Source organism: Ruminococcus sp. J1101004sp1_RTP21198st1_B9_RTP21198_201120 (assembly GCF_040924245.1).
In the GTDB taxonomy this organism is placed as follows: Bacteria; Bacillota; Clostridia; order Lachnospirales; family Lachnospiraceae; genus Blautia_A; species Blautia_A faecis.
The window spans coordinates 15,166-31,487 of sequence record NZ_JBCOMI010000008.1 but is presented as its reverse complement, the minus strand read 5'-3'; the positions used below and the strand labels follow the sequence as shown (position 1 = coordinate 31,487).

General features: G+C 43.2%; 16 protein-coding genes. 2 read left to right on the top strand and 14 right to left on the bottom strand.

Annotated features, from left to right (window positions below; genetic code table 11):
- Nucleotides 1-20: 20 nt before the first annotated feature.
- From AB5618_RS06845 to AB5618_RS06795, 11 genes are all read right to left on the bottom strand, one after another.
- Nucleotides 21-1,265, bottom strand: a complete 1,245-nt coding sequence (locus AB5618_RS06845; protein ID WP_118581814.1) for an AGE family epimerase/isomerase — start codon at nucleotides 1,263-1,265, stop codon at nucleotides 21-23.
- Nucleotides 1,266-1,622: 357 nt separating this feature from the next.
- Nucleotides 1,623-2,045 (bottom strand): flavodoxin, encoded by a 423-nt coding sequence (locus AB5618_RS06840; protein ID WP_148461782.1) that lies wholly within the window; start codon nucleotides 2,043-2,045, stop codon nucleotides 1,623-1,625.
- 157 nt (nucleotides 2,046-2,202) lie between these two features.
- A complete protein-coding gene (locus AB5618_RS06835; protein WP_148461783.1) occupies nucleotides 2,203-2,754 on the bottom strand; it encodes a DUF3793 family protein in 552 nt (183 codons plus the stop codon).
- Nucleotides 2,755-2,772: 18 nt separating this feature from the next.
- Nucleotides 2,773-3,060 carry a DUF2325 domain-containing protein gene (locus AB5618_RS06830; RefSeq protein WP_148461784.1) on the bottom strand — a complete coding sequence of 96 codons (288 nt, stop codon included), beginning with the start codon at nucleotides 3,058-3,060 and terminating at the stop codon, nucleotides 2,773-2,775.
- Between the two features lie 371 nt (nucleotides 3,061-3,431).
- Entirely contained in the window at nucleotides 3,432-3,482 is a 51-nt protein-coding gene (locus AB5618_RS06825) for a hypothetical protein (protein WP_368366626.1), read from the bottom strand.
- Nucleotides 3,483-3,522: 40 nt separating this feature from the next.
- On the bottom strand, nucleotides 3,523-5,610 hold the full coding sequence (locus AB5618_RS06820) for a heavy metal translocating P-type ATPase (protein WP_148461785.1): 2,088 nt from the start codon (nucleotides 5,608-5,610) through the stop codon (nucleotides 3,523-3,525).
- Nucleotides 5,611-5,814: 204 nt separating this feature from the next.
- The gene (locus AB5618_RS06815; protein WP_148461786.1) at nucleotides 5,815-6,132 is read right to left on the bottom strand and encodes a DUF6110 family protein; all 318 of its coding nucleotides are present in this window, start codon (nucleotides 6,130-6,132) and stop codon (nucleotides 5,815-5,817) included.
- A 217-nt stretch (nucleotides 6,133-6,349) separates the two neighbouring features.
- Nucleotides 6,350-6,823, bottom strand: a complete 474-nt coding sequence (locus AB5618_RS06810) for a transcriptional repressor (RefSeq protein ID WP_243271423.1) — start codon at nucleotides 6,821-6,823, stop codon at nucleotides 6,350-6,352.
- 205 nt (nucleotides 6,824-7,028) lie between these two features.
- On the bottom strand, nucleotides 7,029-9,182 hold the full coding sequence (gene feoB / locus AB5618_RS06805; RefSeq protein ID WP_148461788.1) for a ferrous iron transport protein B: 2,154 nt from the start codon (nucleotides 9,180-9,182) through the stop codon (nucleotides 7,029-7,031).
- Between the two features lie 313 nt (nucleotides 9,183-9,495).
- Entirely contained in the window at nucleotides 9,496-9,717 is a 222-nt protein-coding gene (locus tag AB5618_RS06800; protein ID WP_118581832.1) for a FeoA family protein, read from the bottom strand.
- Between the two features lie 25 nt (nucleotides 9,718-9,742).
- Nucleotides 9,743-9,955 (bottom strand): FeoA family protein, encoded by a 213-nt coding sequence (locus tag AB5618_RS06795; protein ID WP_118581835.1) that lies wholly within the window; start codon nucleotides 9,953-9,955, stop codon nucleotides 9,743-9,745.
- A gap of 151 nt (nucleotides 9,956-10,106) precedes the next feature.
- Here AB5618_RS06795 and AB5618_RS06790 point away from each other — a divergent pair, with 151 nt between their 5' ends.
- Together AB5618_RS06790 and AB5618_RS06785 are read left to right on the top strand one after the other, a co-directional pair.
- On the top strand, nucleotides 10,107-10,208 hold the full coding sequence (locus AB5618_RS06790) for a DUF6783 domain-containing protein (RefSeq protein WP_368366598.1): 102 nt from the start codon (nucleotides 10,107-10,109) through the stop codon (nucleotides 10,206-10,208).
- A 210-nt stretch (nucleotides 10,209-10,418) separates the two neighbouring features.
- A complete protein-coding gene (locus AB5618_RS06785) occupies nucleotides 10,419-11,303 on the top strand; it encodes an LD-carboxypeptidase (protein WP_244095543.1) in 885 nt (294 codons plus the stop codon).
- Here AB5618_RS06785 and AB5618_RS06780 read toward each other — a convergent pair.
- The 3 genes from AB5618_RS06780 to AB5618_RS06770 form a co-directional block, all read right to left on the bottom strand.
- Nucleotides 11,300-12,472 carry an NADP-dependent malic enzyme gene (locus tag AB5618_RS06780; protein ID WP_148461790.1) on the bottom strand — a complete coding sequence of 391 codons (1,173 nt, stop codon included), beginning with the start codon at nucleotides 12,470-12,472 and terminating at the stop codon, nucleotides 11,300-11,302. The two genes, AB5618_RS06785 and AB5618_RS06780, sit on opposite strands and share 4 nt — an antisense overlap.
- Before the next feature lie 470 nt (nucleotides 12,473-12,942).
- A complete protein-coding gene (locus tag AB5618_RS06775; protein ID WP_368366596.1) occupies nucleotides 12,943-15,276 on the bottom strand; it encodes an ABC transporter permease in 2,334 nt (777 codons plus the stop codon).
- An 11-nt stretch (nucleotides 15,277-15,287) separates the two neighbouring features.
- Nucleotides 15,288-15,986, bottom strand: a complete 699-nt coding sequence (locus AB5618_RS06770) for an ABC transporter ATP-binding protein (protein ID WP_368366595.1) — start codon at nucleotides 15,984-15,986, stop codon at nucleotides 15,288-15,290.
- Between the last annotated feature and the right edge of the window lie 336 nt (nucleotides 15,987-16,322).

Sequence of the window (16,322 nt, the reverse complement as noted above, 5' to 3'; positions counted from 1 at the left end):
AGTTACAAAATATTTTTGTTTTATCTTGCCTGCTTCTTCACTGCCACTGCAATGGACAGACCGGGAGCATAATATGGAATCAATGTAGCCTGCAGTGCATGATAAATATCAGACTTTCCAGGCCATACGGTCTCCAGAAGATTGTTCTCTCTGTCCAGCTGATGGAACCAGGAACCGTTTACGTGATCCAGAACTTTCTCATCCAGATATTTCATAAACTCTGCATAATCTGCTGCGTATTTCTCATTATCTGTTACATGGAACAGAACGGAAGAGGTGTTGATTGCTTCTGCAAGAGTCCAGTGCATTCTGTCATGGACTACAGGTTTGCCGTTCCAGTCTGTTGTGTAACAGATTCCCGGTGCACCGTCTGCATTCCATGCGTCAGCAACTGCGCGGTTATACAGATTCTCTGCAGCTTCAATATAAGGTGCTGCGCCAGCCTTGTCCTCTTTATATGTAGAAAGCGCCCACTGTGTGATCAGTCTTGCCCACTCAATTCCGTGTCCCGGAGTTGCGCCGTATGGCTTAAACTGGTCGTCCGGGCGGTCTTTGTTGCATTCCAGATCCGGTACCCAGTCACTGGAAAAATGCTCCGGTATACGCCAGTTATTGTCCTTTGCCCATACCAGAACATGGTCGATGATCCTGCCTGCACGTACACGATATTTCTCATCCCCGGTCACATCAGCTGCGGCAAGAAACGCCTCAACGGTATGCATATTTGCATTCAAGCCTCGATAGGAATCCAGCTCTGTAAATTCTGTGTTCCAGGTATCACAGGAAAGTCCTTCTTCCTCATTCCAGAATCTCAGATCATAAAGTGCCAAGGCATCTTTCAAAAGCTCTGCTGCCCCTTCTCTGCAGGCCAACACGCCGGAAGAAGCTGCCAGAATTACAAATGCATGGGCATAGCACTGCTTGGTTGGAACAATTTCATTGTCCTTTGTAAGACCTGCATACCAACCACCATTTTGATCATCGTGAAGCTCGCCTCTAAGCCCCTTCAACGCTGCATCAGCCAATGCCTCGCTGCCTTCATGTCCAAGCATGGAACCAATGCTGTACACATGTGTCATACGGCTTGTGATCCAGGTTTCACGGTTACGGTCTTTCCAGGGAGTGCCGTCATCTCCAAGATAATAGGAGCTTCCTCCTGGTGACGGAAACTGATGTCCGAAGCTTAATAAGCCATCTCTAACATCCTGCAGAAATTTCTGGTTTTCAGCTGTTCCAAGCTGATATTTATTCTCTGTAACTGCCATTTCTGTTTTCTCCTTTTATACTGTAATATCCTGTGAAAGTCCCGCTCTACAGCTGACTCTCATATATAGTGATGTCACAAATAGGCAACAAATCCGTTTTGTGATGATCTCCCACTTTGCAATCTTCATTTTACCTTATCTGGAAGGCCTTGAACAGAGGGGTGAACTTTGGCTTTTATGGGGATTTTTACTGTTTCACTTTTCTGACACAATTATACTCCCAGATGGGATTTCGGTCAATTTATTTAAGTTTCATCAAAACAGCCGCCATTAGTACGTTATTTGCACTAATAGCGGCTGTAAATGTTATTATTGTTATAATAATCTATATTCTGTTTTTTTCAAAAACAGTTCCAATCAGCAGATAGCTTTTCCAAGCTCAATGCAGGCTGCCTGAGCCTCATCATCTGGCTCTTCGTTGCAGATTACACTATCAACAGCAAGTGCAACGCCGTCGTTCTGGCATTTTTCTTCCCAGCTGCGCATCCAGTCGCCATCTCCCCATCCGTAGGAGCCGAAGAGCGCTACTTTTTTGCCTGCAAGCTTTGGCTCACATGCTTCGAATACCGGCTGGAATACGGAATCCTCAAGCTCCTCATCTCCCATTGCAGGGCATCCGAAAGCTACACCGTCGAAACCGCTGATATCTGTTCCGTCAAAATCGTCAGCGCTGATCACTTCTACTTCAGCACCAGCAGCTTTTGCACCCTCTGCTACTTTATTTGCCATTTCCTCTGTATTGCCAGTTCCGCTCCAATATACAACTGCTACTTTACTCATAACTTCTCTTAACCTCTTTCTTTTATAATTTTATTGCCAGCCTGCGAGATTATTTATGTTTGTTTCCTCCACATCCGGCGCTTTAATAACGAAAGTCAGCTTTTCCGCGATCCTTATCGCTTTTTAGCTATCACCCATAGGGGACTTTCATTGTATGTTAAGCAGCCACTGTCAGCTGCAGAACACTCCTGCCTTTTGCCCATAAATTCCGATAAACCTCACGGCATTTATGGTACTTCTGAAACATTTTCAATGCTTCACATTCATTACAATATACTTTCCAGCATCCGGAACATTTATAATTCTGTCCGCCATTCTGGATAAAACCAATTACGTCCCCAAGTGGATAATCAAGAAAAATTCCAATCTCATGTGGAAAATCCTCTGATGCCTCAAAGCGCTTCTTCAATAATGCCAGGCACTGTCCCGGTTCTGTATTTTCATATCCATATTTTTTCAGAAACCGGGCAACTCCGGGACGATTCAGATTCCGTACCAGCTGTTTTTCCCGGTATACATAAACCAGAGAACGGTTACCACGGCTGCGAAGTGCCAGCAGTTTCACACCTTTGGGATTCATCAGCTGATTCCACATGGAAATCTGAAGGTCTATATTTTCTTCCTCTTCACAGCAGGCATTGAAAAGATTGGCTGCTTTCAGTGAAGCAAGGGTAGGAGCACAGTGCTCAATGAGACATTTCTCGATCATGATAAACTCCTCACCTTTTTATGCCATCACCGCATGCTCATCCAGCGCACACTTTAAAGCGCTTGCGCTGCTGGTATGGATGCGCGCTACCGGAATGTTATTTTTCTTTGCTTCCTGTGATGCACTGATAACCATTTTATGGGACACTGTATTGGTGAAAAGAACCATCAGATCCGGACATCCGATTTTCTTGCGGATTGCACCGTTCTCCTTTGGAAAAACTTTCGCCTTATATCCATAGTCTTTGCAGATATCGGTATACTGATATACCATTCTCTCATTTCCGCCGATGATTACAATACTCATGTGAATTGTCCTTTCCGGGTTTTATGAAGCTTCTGAAAATGAGAAAACACCCAACTTCCAGGCAATGTTTTCTTCTTTTTCGTTAGTCTTTTCTAACCCTTTGTTAAAAAAATTAGAAGCTTTCCGTTTACTGTTTACAACCTTCACAGTAACGCCTGCACTTCTGAAATATGTTTTAGTTGCTACAGTCCTTTACATTTTATTTTATGTAAAAGGTGCTGATTATATATTTTTATAGTTCTACGCTTTAGTTAGCTTGTGCTAACTTTTATGATGTTAGTTTACACTAATCCTTTATTTCTGTCAAGTACAAAACAAAAAAAGAGAGCTAATGAAAAACAGTCTCATTAACTCTCTGATATATTCAAAAGTTACACGTTCACCGCAGAGCGTGTTTGAAAAATCATTCCCGCAATCTGCACCCGATTTTTTTACAATACCCGGGATGCAGACCACATCCATTTAAATTTCCTCAGTACTCACCAGATTCTTCATGCTATTCATACCGATCAATAGTGTAGAAGTATTATGAAGCAGCGCAGATGTAGTCGGCTGCAGGATTCCGGCAACACCAAGCAGGATCAGGCCAGTGTTAAATCCTACGATCGTTCTGTAATTATTGTGAATACGCTTCATCAGCGCGTCACTGATATGCTTCAGAATTACGATACCTTCCAGATTATCCGCACCGATAGTGATGTCTGCGATCTCTCTTGCAATCTCGGCGCCTTCACTTACCGCAATACCTGCGTCAGCTGCAGAAAGGGCCGGAGAATCGTTAATTCCATCACCAAGCATGACAACCTTACGTCCTTTTGCTTTCTCTTTTTCCACAAAGCTTGCTTTATCTTCCGGAAGAACCTCAGAATAATATTCGTCAACGCCAACCCTGGCTGCAACAGCCCTGGCTGTACGTTCACTGTCTCCGGTCATCATAACTACCTTGCTGAATCCGGCTTTCTTCAGTGCTTTTACAACTGCAGGAGCTTCCTCACGGAGAGGATCCTCAATACAGATAACAGCTGCAAGACTGCCTTCAATTGCAAGATACAGATGGGAATACTCATTTGGAAGATTTTTAAAACGCTCCTCCATCCCTTCCGGAATGGTGCATTTCTCATCCTCAAATACAAAATGGGAGCTTCCAATGATTGCTTTTTTGCCCTCAATGGTTGTTGAAATACCATGAGCAACAATGTATTCTACCTTAGAATGCATTTCCTCGTGATCCAGTTTTCTCTTCTTCGCTGCATCTACAACAGCTTTCGCCATGGAATGAGGAAAATGCTCTTCCAAGCAAGCTGCAATTCGTAGCAGCTCATCTTCACTCTGTCCGTTAAATGGAACAATCTCAGCCACTGTAGGTTCTGCCTTGGTAAGAGTGCCAGTCTTGTCAAATACGATCGTATCGGCATCCGCAACTGCCTCCAGGAATTTACCGCCCTTCACAGTGATTTTGTATTCTCCTGCCTCCCGGATAGCGGAAAGTACGGAAACCGGCATTGCCAGCTTCAGGGCACAGGAGAAATCAACCATCAATACGGAAACAGCCTTGGTTACATTTCTGGTAAGCAGATAAGTAAGTGCAGTACCGCCAAGTGTGTATGGGACCAGTCTGTCCGCCAGGTGCTCGGCCTTGCTCTCAAGACCGGATTTCAGTTTCTCAGTATCCTCGATCATGGCTGCGATTTTCTCATAACGGCTGGAACCACCAACTGCTTTTACAGTAATGATAGCCTCGCCCTCTTCCACAACTGTACCTGCGTATACGGAATTTCCTTCCACTTTTCTTACAGGAACAGATTCACCAGTCAGGGAAGCCTGGTTTACCATAGCCTCGCCCTCTGCGATCAAACCGTCAAATGGGACCACATTTCCCATATGTACTACAACCATATCTCCGGCCTGGATCTTGTCTGCGTCCACCAGCACTTCCGTACCTTCACTGCGAAGCCATACCTTACCAGTGTTCAGAGACATGGTACGTGCCAGATCATCCACAGATTTCTTGTGGGTCCACTCCTCAAGCAATTCTCCAATTCCAAGCAGGAACATAACAGAACCGGCTGTGGAGAAGTCGCCGCGGAAAATGGAAACACCGATTGCAGTTGCATCCAGAACCGGAACCTCGATCTTACGCTTCCAGAGTGTCTTAACCCCCAGCCAGATGTATTTCACAGACATTGCAGTGGTATAGATTGCAGACAATGGATATGGCAAAAGCAGCTTACGTCCGTAATGGAAAATAACTTTATTTACCAGCTTCTCCTTATAAGTCTCATTTAATTCTCTTCCGGAATTCTCCAGCACCTGGGCCGGTACGCTGACACGGCTGTAACCAAACGCCTGAATTGCCTTCAACAGTTCATTCCGCTCTCCGGTGTAGTAAATAAGAGCATCACTGGTACGGTTAAAGACCTGAGCCTTCTTTACTCCATCCAGATTTTCCAGATAATACTGAAGGGTATCTGCCTGGGTAAAATTCATATATTTCTGAAAAAGATGGACTCTGATACGTCCTTTTTTCTCATGTTTAACTGTAAATTTCAACTTGTTCACCTACTTTTTCTTCAAAGCAAAAGTTGCTGTTCATTACGTTCACCACAATCACTTCGCGCTACACTCTTCGCGTTTTCAGTAAAATTTGTTCACCCAAAATATCCGGCAGAACTTTTCGAACGAACAGCAACAATTAAGAGGACTGTCGCAAAAACGGCAGTCCCCAATATGTTTGCAATGTATTTCACTGCCATCTTACTCAGCAGTTTCCTCTGTCTCAGCTTCTTCAGTTTCTTTAAACTCAGTCTCGCTCTCAGCTACCTCATCCTCAAACGGCTCCTCAGCTGCTTTTCTGTCCTCATTGATCTGCTGTGCATCTGCATAGATATCACCTGCATTTTCCTGAACAGTTGTAACCGTCTTCATTACACAGTCCTTTGCTCTTAAAACAGCTGCTGTGCACTCTGTGTAAACTTTTTTCGCATCTTTACTGGAAAGAAACTTGATACCTGCAGTTCCGAATAAAACACCTGCTGCAAAAAGTCCTGTCTTGTCCCATTTAAAACTTGCCATGATTAAATTCCTCCTTATAGTGAAACGTTATTGTTGTTAGTTGTTTTTCAATATTTTGGTATTATATATCAGTTTTTCTGAAATTCCCAGTGCTATTTTGCTTATCGAGAAATATTCTCATTATCTCCCTGTTTTAGAGCGTGTTTGAAAAAAAATCTAGTTTTCTTCCCCAGATAACTGCTATTTTTATATGCCTTCATTCTGTCACTGCCAGATTTCAAGCCCTGCACTTTGACATGGTCATCTCAATACTTTCAATATCCTGATCTCCGATATAGCCCATATTTTTCAATCCAGCTCTTACAACCTGTTTCCAGACTTCAGAAGGCAGCTTACAGACAGTATCATCGCTGAGTCTTACAGTGCAGCCATTTTCCTGGCAGCATGCTTCACAGCTGAAAATCCGGTACATGTTCTTGCGGCTGATGGCGCCGATTTTTTCCAGCATATTTACCATGCGGTAAATTGTGGCCGGTCCAATATTTCGATCTTTCTCCTGCACCTTGTAATAAATTTCCTTGCAGCAGGAACACTCCTCCTCCAGAATAATATCCAGGATCAGCTGGCGCTGTCTGGTGATCCTGCAGCCCTGTTCGCGTAATCGTTCAAAAATCATATCTTTCTGCATTTGTGTGCGCTGATATGCTTCCTGATTTTCATATGCTTTTTCTTCAACTGCATTTTTCATCATTTTCATCGCCATCCTTTTTGATTTCTGTGTGATTTTATGTCAGGAGCTGGAATTTCTATATAAAGAGAAATCATAACGGTTCGCGCCTTCACTGCTGCAGAACATCTCTTTTCCAAAACGAAATACTATTGTGATTTCCCCTTATATAAAAATTCCAGCCTGTATCTCTTTAAGGGATACAGGCTGAATTATTTAAGAACTTTGCTTAAGCAATACTCTTTGTATTAACTTTTAAGCTGTTGCTCTCTTTATATGGTCTGAACAGCAGGTACAGGAATGCTGCAACCAGAACAAATGCTACAACAGTTCCGATTCCAAATCCGCCGCCTGTAAGCAGTGTACCAATCTGATAAATGCAAAGGGAAACTACATAAGCAAGACCACACTGATAACCGATTGCAAACCAGAACCATTTTGCGTTGTTCATCTCTCTCTTGATTGCACCCATAGCCGCGAAGCACGGAGCGCAAAGAAGATTGAATACCAGGAATCCGTAAGCTGCAATTGGAGTCATAACCTGTGCAAGATTTCCCCAGATCTCAGCTCCATCCTCTGCAACCTCTGCAAATCCGAAGAGCATACCAAATGTAGCAACAACGTTCTCTTTTGCAATAAGACCTGTTACGGCTGCAACTGCCATCTTCCAGCCCTCTCCTGCTTTTGTCCATCCAAGAGGAGCAAAAATCCAGGCGATAGCAGAACCAATCTTGGCAAGAATACTGTTGTTCAGTTCTTCTACCATTCCGAAGGAACCGCCTTCCCAGCCGAATCCCATGAGGAACCAGAGAACGATTGTGGAAAGAAGAATGATGGTACCAGCTTTCTTGATGAAAGACCAGCCTCTCTCCCACATGCTTCTCAGAATATTGCCGACTGTCGGCCAGTGATATGCCGGAAGCTCCATAACGAATGGTGCCGGCTCGCCAGCGAACATTTTTGTTTTCTTAAGGATGATACCGGAGCAGATGATTGCTGCGATACCAACAAAGTAACAGCTTGTCGCAACCCATCCGCTGTTGTTAAAGAATGCACCTGCAATCATTGCAATGATCGGGAGCTTCGCACCACAAGGAACAAATGTTGTGGTCATAATTGTCATTTTACGGTCACGGTCGTTCTCGATTGTACGGGAAGCCATAACTCCAGGAACACCACATCCGGAACCGATCAACATTGGGATGAAGGATTTTCCGGAAAGACCGAATTTACGGAAGATTCTGTCCATGATGAATGCAACACGAGCCATGTAACCGCAGGACTCAAGGAATGCAAGGAACAGGAACAGAACCAGCATCTGCGGTACGAAACCAAGTACAGCGCCAACACCGGCAACAATACCGTCAAGGATCAGTCCCTGCAGCCATGCAGCGCAATTTACAGCTTCCAGAGCAGACTCAACTGCCGGAGGAATAATCTCACCGAAGAGTACATCATTTGTCCAATCTGTTACAATAGTTCCAACAGTGGTTACAGACACATAATAAACAACCCACATTACAACTGCGAAGATCGGAAGCGCCAGCCATCTGTTGGTTACGATTCTGTCGATCTTATCGGAGGTTGTAAGCTTCTTTCCTTTAGAGGATTTTGTATAGCACTGTCCAATAATGGAAGAGATGTATACATAACGCTCGTTTGTGATAATACTCTCTGTATCATCATCGAATTTATCTTCCAGAGCCTTTACTTCGTAAGACACATCCGGAACGCTCTTCATCTGCTCTACGATCTTGTCATCTTTCTCAATGAGTTTGATTGCAAAGAAACGTTTCTGAGCCTCTGCAACAGTTCCTGTCAGCTTATTCTCAACAGATTTGATCGCATCCTCAACATCCTGTGCAAATTCGTGAACCGGAACGGTTTTCTTTTTGCTCTGTGCTGCGCTGATTGCTTTCTCAGCAGCTTTCATAATTCCGGTTCCTTTCAGAGCGGAAATCTCAACTACTTCGCAGCCAAGCTTTTTGCTTAATTTGTCAATGTGGATCTTGTTTCCGGATTTCTGAACCAGGTCCATCATGTTGATAGCCATAACTACCGGAATACCAAGCTCCATGATCTGTGTGGACAGATACAGGTTACGTTCAAGGTTTGTACCATCTACAATGTTGATGATCGCATCTGGCATTTCATTGATCAGGTAATTTCTGGCAACCACTTCCTCAAGTGTGTATGGGGAAAGGGAATAAATACCAGGAAGGTCCATGATGGTTACATCCTTATGACCTTTCAGTTTACCTTCTTTTTTCTCTACTGTTACACCGGGCCAGTTACCAACGAACTGGTTAGAGCCGGTCAGTGCATTGAATAATGTGGTCTTGCCGCAGTTAGGGTTACCTGCAAGTGCAATCTTAATCGACATTTTCATGCCTCCTCTTTCTTTCCAGATTTTCTTTTTCCGGGCTTATTATATACAGCTTCTGCTGATTTTAGTTGCCCTGTGCTGCCGATTGTTTTAATCAGCTTTCATTTGTTAGTGTTTCAACCTTTTATTAGGTTTCGCTAACCAATCAGGTAAAAAAAATTGCCTGTTCACTTCCAGAACATGCAATTTCATGCTGTGCTGATTTTGCCACTGTTCATATGACAACATTTATAAAATGTTTCTCAAAAATATGTGAGCAGTAACTTTTCCCTTATGTACACACAGCAAAGTACTATATCCTGTACAGTATTTATTCTACCTCTATCATTTCTGCATCGACTTTTCTCAGAGACAGTTCATAATCTCTCACGGTTACCTCAATAGGATCTCCAAGCGGTGCAACTTTACGTACATAGATCTGTACCCCTTTGGTGATTCCCATATCCATAATACGTCTCTTTACTGGTCCTTCACCGTGCAGTCTCTTCACTGTGACAGTCTGACCTACGCCAACTTGCCGTAATGTTTTCATAATACTTGCTCCTTTTTTCTGGATTTCAGACCATGATCCGATTCGCCATATCCTTGCCAATGGCAACTCTGGAATCTTTCACATTCACGATCATGTTACCGCTGATCTCGCTTACAACGGTTACTGTGGCTCCCTGTACAAACCCAAGATTTTCAAGGAATTTACGGGTTTCTTCTTTACCGCCGACTTTTTTAATCACCTGCGGCTCTCCTTCGTTTACCATTGATAACGGCATCATATCATCCTTCCTTTTTTGTGTTTTAGAAACATCTATTCATTATTATGTTTTGCTTACGTTGATTAGTATATTCTAATTTATATAAGCTGTCAATAATTTATTTGCACTTTTTTCTCATTTTTTTTCACTGCAATTTCGTAAATTTTGACCAGTGCTTTTTGAAAATGTTTCGGGATTCCAGAGTGTGTTAAAAAAAACTTCTACAAAATATACCGCAAAGTGGGGCGTACAGATTGCGGAACGTTACCAGTGAACATTAACTGCGGGAATGCTTTTTCAAACACGCTCCAGTATGAATGGTGGATTTATGGGGAATTATTGTTTATAATGTAAAAGAAGATAAAAAGTGTTGAATGAGCGTATTTTTATGCTTCATACATTGTTTTAGATAGTAAAATCTGTGAAAAAGTTACATGTATAAAAAAATCACATGCACTTTATTGAAAAGAAAGGATTACTTTTTATGAAACAGGGAAGCAAAATCGGGATTGTCTGTTGTTCCAACGGACTTAGGCCAGAACAGGCCGAAACAATAAAAATGTTGGTGCAGATTCTGGAAAAATCCGGACTAGAAGTAGATCTTAGCCCTTACCTTTATGGAGATGAAAACGGACAGGCTGGAACTGCCAGGGAACGTGCCGGGGCTCTTATGAAATTTTATGAGGATGATTCTGTCACAGATATTTTTGACGTATCTGGCGGGGATATGGCCAACGAGCTTTTATCCTATCTGGATTTTCAGACCATTGCTTACGGAAAAAAGCATTTTTGGGGATATAGTGATCTGACAACAATTATAAATGCCATTTATGCCCGAACAGGGAAATCTTCTGTCCTGTACCAGATACGAAATCTCACCTACGATCACAGCCAGTCCCAGATAACGGACTTTCTTAATACTACCTTGGCGGGATCCTCTTCTCTTTATGATTTCCCTTATGAATTTGTGCAGGGAACTCATATGGATGGAATTGTAGTAGGAGGAAATATACGGTGCCTTTTGAAGCTGGCTGGCACGCCCTACTGGCCGGATATGCGAGAGAAAATCCTGCTTCTGGAGTCCTTTGGAGGAAAACTGCCGCAGATGGTGACTTATTTAAGCCAGTTGAGCCAGATGGGAGTATTTAAGAAAGTAAATGGGATTTTGTTGGGGACGTTTACGAAAATGGAGGCGGATAACTGTCAGCCAGATATGGCAAAACTGCTTCTTGAATTCACAGAAAAAAAGACGCCCATTGCGAAAACACCTTTGATCGGGCATGGAACGGATTCAAAGGCAATTCGCATCGGGCATCGTTTAAAGTTATTCTCCGCAGAAGAAAACAAACGGATATATAAAGAATTTTAGATCCTAGCCACTCCGCTCTTAATGGCAGCTTCAGCAGTAGCCTTCGCAACCGCATCTTTCACTCTTGAATCAAATGCTGCTGGCAGAATATAATCAGCGCAGAGTTCTTCGTCGCTTACCAGGCCTGCAATGGCGTAAGCTGCGGCAATCTTCATTTCATCGTTGATGTCAGATGCACGGACATCAAGGGCACCACGGAAGATTCCCGGGAAGCAGAGAACATTGTTCACCTGATTCGGGTAGTCGGAACGACCTGTGGATACTACCGCTGCTCCTGCTGCCTTGGCCTCATCTGGAAAAATCTCAGGAGTCGGGTTTGCGCAGGCAAAGATGATCGGATCTTTCGCCATAGTGCGAACCATATCCGGAGTAAGGGTTCCAGGTGCGGAAACACCGATAAATACGTCAGCGCCTTTGATCACTTCACTCAAGGAGCCCTTCTCATGATTGGCGTTTGTGATCTTCGCCATCTCTTCCTTGATTGGGTTCAGACCCTCACGACCTTCGTAAATTGCACCTTTACGATCTGTCATAATAACGTTCTTAAGTCCCATAGAAATAAGAAGTTTGATAATCGCGATTCCGGCAGCTCCTGCTCCGGAAGTAACGATCTTAATGTCTTCGATTTTCTTGCCAACAACCTTCAGCGCATTGATCACACCTGCAAGTGTAATAACTGCAGTACCATGCTGGTCGTCATGGAAAATCGGAATATCACAGCACTCTTTCAGCTTCTTCTCAATCTCAAAGCATCTCGGTGCGGAAATATCCTCCAGGTTTACACCGCCGAAGCTTCCAGCCAGAAGGCGAACGGTCTGCACAATCTCATCTACATCCTTGCTTCGAACACAAAGCGGAATAGCATCTACATCACCAAACTCTTTGAACAGAACGCATTTGCCCTCCATAACCGGCATACCAGCCTCCGGACCGATATCTCCAAGTCCAAGAACAGCGGTACCGTCAGTTACTACAGCAACCGTATTCCAACGCCTGGTCAATTCATAACTTTTATTAATATCTTTCTGAATCTCAAGGCAAGGCTGTGCAACACCAGGGGTGTAAGCAAGGCTTAAAGCATCCTTGGAATCAACCTTTGCTCTTGAAACAACTTCAATTTTACCTTTTAACTCATAGTGCATCTTTAAGGATTCTTTTGCGTAATCCATGTTCGTATCTCCTCTTCTTAAAAAATTCTATGCGGGCACTTTCTACTGCTATTATATCCAGCTCGTCCCGCCCGGATACAAAATATCCACTTTGGGCTACAAAGGAAAGTATATACGAAATTTTACCAAATCACAACATGAAAATATGAATAAATCTCTCAATAAACAGAACACGTTACTGCTCACTCCGTTCACAGCAACGCGCTTCGCGATGCACAGAAATCATGCATTCGCATGATTTCGCGCCGCACTTCTCGGGTTTTCTGTGAACTACGTTCACAAAAAACACCTCGCGGAATGTTACCAGTAAACAGTAACCAGAACACTACTCCAACCTGGCTGCTACTATTAACCCGAACCCTCAAAACGTATTGCCTAAAATAAAATGCTCAGCATAAATCAGGGCAAACTCCCGAAGAAATAGAAGTCTGCCCTAATATCCTCCAATATTCTATTTTCTTATAATTCTCTTACTCCACATTTTTCAGTGCCACATCCATGGGAATCTTCTTGATCCTTCTGAACTGAAGCAGTGCCACCAACACATACGCCCCCATCCCCATCGCAAACATCTCCGGATAAACCGCTGGTTTCAGATATAAGGTCAGCCAGCCTGAGAAGGATGACATCAGATATCCGTAAATTCCATATATCGTCCAGGTAGACAGCAGCAGGCTGAGTAAAATGGACAAGATCACCACCCACGTAGTGGATGTAAGATATAGGCTGTTGATCTCCCGGTTTTCATACCCCAGAATCTTTACCATAGAAATGGCATTGGCATTCTTTTCAATGATCAGCTTGGTAAGCAGATAGATCAGGAGGGCAAACAGCACAACTGCAAATACATTGATCAGCTGGAACATTTCTCCCATAGACACATCCAGCTGACGGCTGACCTTTGTCAGATCGTCCTCCGTAATTGTTGTTGCAATCAGATCCTCATCCAGATCTGTGATCTTTTCCCGGGAAAAATAACCGTTAAAGTAATCTTCCTTTTCCCCAAAGGTTTTCCTGTAGGAGGAAATCGGCATAAATACCGTCAAAGATGCCGGATAATTGTAGATTCCCTGCACCAAAAATTCATAGGTCTCGCTTCCGTAAGCTTCCTTCAGCACAACGGTATCCCCGGTCTTTATCTTATACTTTTCTGCATAACCGTCAGAAATCAGAACTCCATCAGTTGGAAGCTCCGCGCTTACATACGTACTGTCGTCCGCGATTCCATAGACCGTTATGGTCTCTCCCTCCTGATCCGGCAATACATTTTTCATGGAATTCAGGCAGAATTTTTCTGCTGACTTCTCATTTGTTTTCAAAGATGGAGTAAGAAATTTCTGCAGCATTCCCATAATCGTATATTCCTCATCTTCATCTGGTTCCTCCGGTACATTCAGCACATACTGGTACGGCGCGATCATGTTCTTCAAAATTTCTTCCTGATAATGATCCAGAAGCGGCTTCATCATCATTCCAAAAAGCAACAGTACATTTGCAAAAAAGATTCCAATAAACAAAGTCAGATAACTTGACTTATTCTGCAGGATAATACGCAGCCGGAAGCGGTTGAAAAACTTAAAGTCCGGAAGACGCACAGCTTTTTTCCGTTTGGAAGCAGACAGATCATGACGCAGGAATTTCAAAGGAGAAAGACGCAGTTTCCCTGAAATCAGAATCAAATTGATTCCCAGCATGATCACTACCGGAACCACTGTGGTCAATATAAATGCATCTGCATTCCAGCGTGTTTCATAGGTCGGCAGGCTGTAGCTACCATAATACATACCTGCGCAGAGATCTTTAAAGGAGGTGTAGCCCAGCACGTTTCCAAGAACAGAAGCAACCACAGTTACGATCACCGGCATGGAAATATAGTGGAACAGAAGTTCTCTTCTGGAATATCCGGAAGCACGCAGAGTCCCGATCACAGAAGCTTCTTTTGTAATGGTATTATTTGTTGTAACTGCAAACACAAAAGCAATGATGACGATCAGAATATACAGCAGCACCTCCATCATAGCCTTATCACCGCCCATATCTTCACCGGTAAAAGTGATGGCCTGATTGGAATAGGCCGGGATAAAACCTGTCACATTTCCATATTTGACCAGAACCTCCAGAAAATCCTCTGACATGTTTTTCGCTTCAATATCATCCTTTGGTGCAGTCTCATACTGCCAGGAATAGCGGTACTCCAGATGGGTTGTTCCAAAAGCATCCGCACCTTTCTCGGTCATAATACCCACGCCAAATTTTACAGCATCAAACATCATATCGCTGTTATCGGAAAATAAACAACTGTAGTCAGGTAATGCCACCAGTCCGGTAACTGTCAGTTCTTCTCCTGCGATTTTCAGCTTGTCACCAACCTTCAGCTTGTTATTATCTGCATACATCCGGTCAATGGCAATCTCGTTCTTTGCAGCTGGCATTCCCCCTGACATCAGGCACACAAGATTCATATCGGTACGCTCCTGATAGATACGCATGGTTTCCTCTTCGTTTCCGTCCAGATCCGCATCTGTGGCCTCATCCCGATAAAAATTTTCGCAGATTCGTACTTTTCCATTTTTTTCAATTTTCTTTAAATCGCTTTCGCTGGCTTTCGAAGAAAGGGTAAAGTTGCCATGCTCAATGTTATATTTTTCGAAACCTTCGCCATAAGCAGCCAGCATACTGTCATCAGCCACAAGAAAGCCCGAGACAAAGCCTATGGTCAGTGTCATAAACAGAAAGATCACAATATATTTTCCGAAATCACTTTTCAATTCTCTTGGAAGACGTTTCCACAATGGATTCTTCATAGCGCACCGCCTTACCAGTCCAGATCGTCGGCTGCGACTTTGGACTCATTGAGATAGTTTTTTCGGATCTGGCCATCACGAAGCTTTACTACGCGGTCTGCCATATTCTTAATGGCATCGTTGTGGGTAACCATGATGATGGTATTTCCGTACTTCTGGTTGACCTGCTCGATCAGACGCAGAATTTCCTTAGATGTGTTGTAATCCAGTGCACCTGTAGGCTCGTCGCAAAGAAGGATGTCCGGATTTTTTACAATAGCACGACCAATGGCAGTTCTCTGCTGCTGTCCACCGGAGAGCTGGTTGGGAAGCTTATGTCTGTGCTCATAAAGTCCCAGTGTGTGAAGCAACTCGTCAATATCTAGGGCCTTATCGCTGAGATATGCGCCCACCTCGATATTTTCCTTTACATTTAAATTGGGGATCAGATTATACATCTGGAAAACATATCCCAGATGCTTCCGGCGGTAAAGAGTCAGCGCTTTCTCCTTCATATCTCCTGTTTTTTCCCCATCTATGGAAATATAGCCCTCATCTGGCTCATCAATTCCACCGATAATATTCAAAAGTGTGGATTTTCCAGAACCAGACGGTCCAAGAAGCACGCAGAACTCCCCTTTTTCCACAGAAAAATCAATTCCACGCAGTACCTCCGTCCAGCTGTCTCCAGAGCCGAAGCCTTTCTTCAAGCCTTTAATTTCAAGAAACATCTCTTTTCCTCCCTGTAAACCATTATCGTTCATGAACATTTTTCATAAAAACCAATTACAAGCGTTCATTATTCTGTTTTTGTTAGTTCGTGCTAACTTGTGTTTATCATACCTCTTTTATCTGGTTATGAAAAGGAGGGTAATTGAGAATAATTCTCAGCATCTGTGTTTTCGCTTTTTCGAAAATTATTTTGTAAAAAATCACCTTTACCAAATTTTTCTTCTAAATTTTTTCATATATTTTTTCACAGAAAATGTGGCGTTTCCATAAAAAATTCGATATAATATTCACAATGTTTATAGTTTTTCACAACATTGTGAAATCTGTTATTCGGG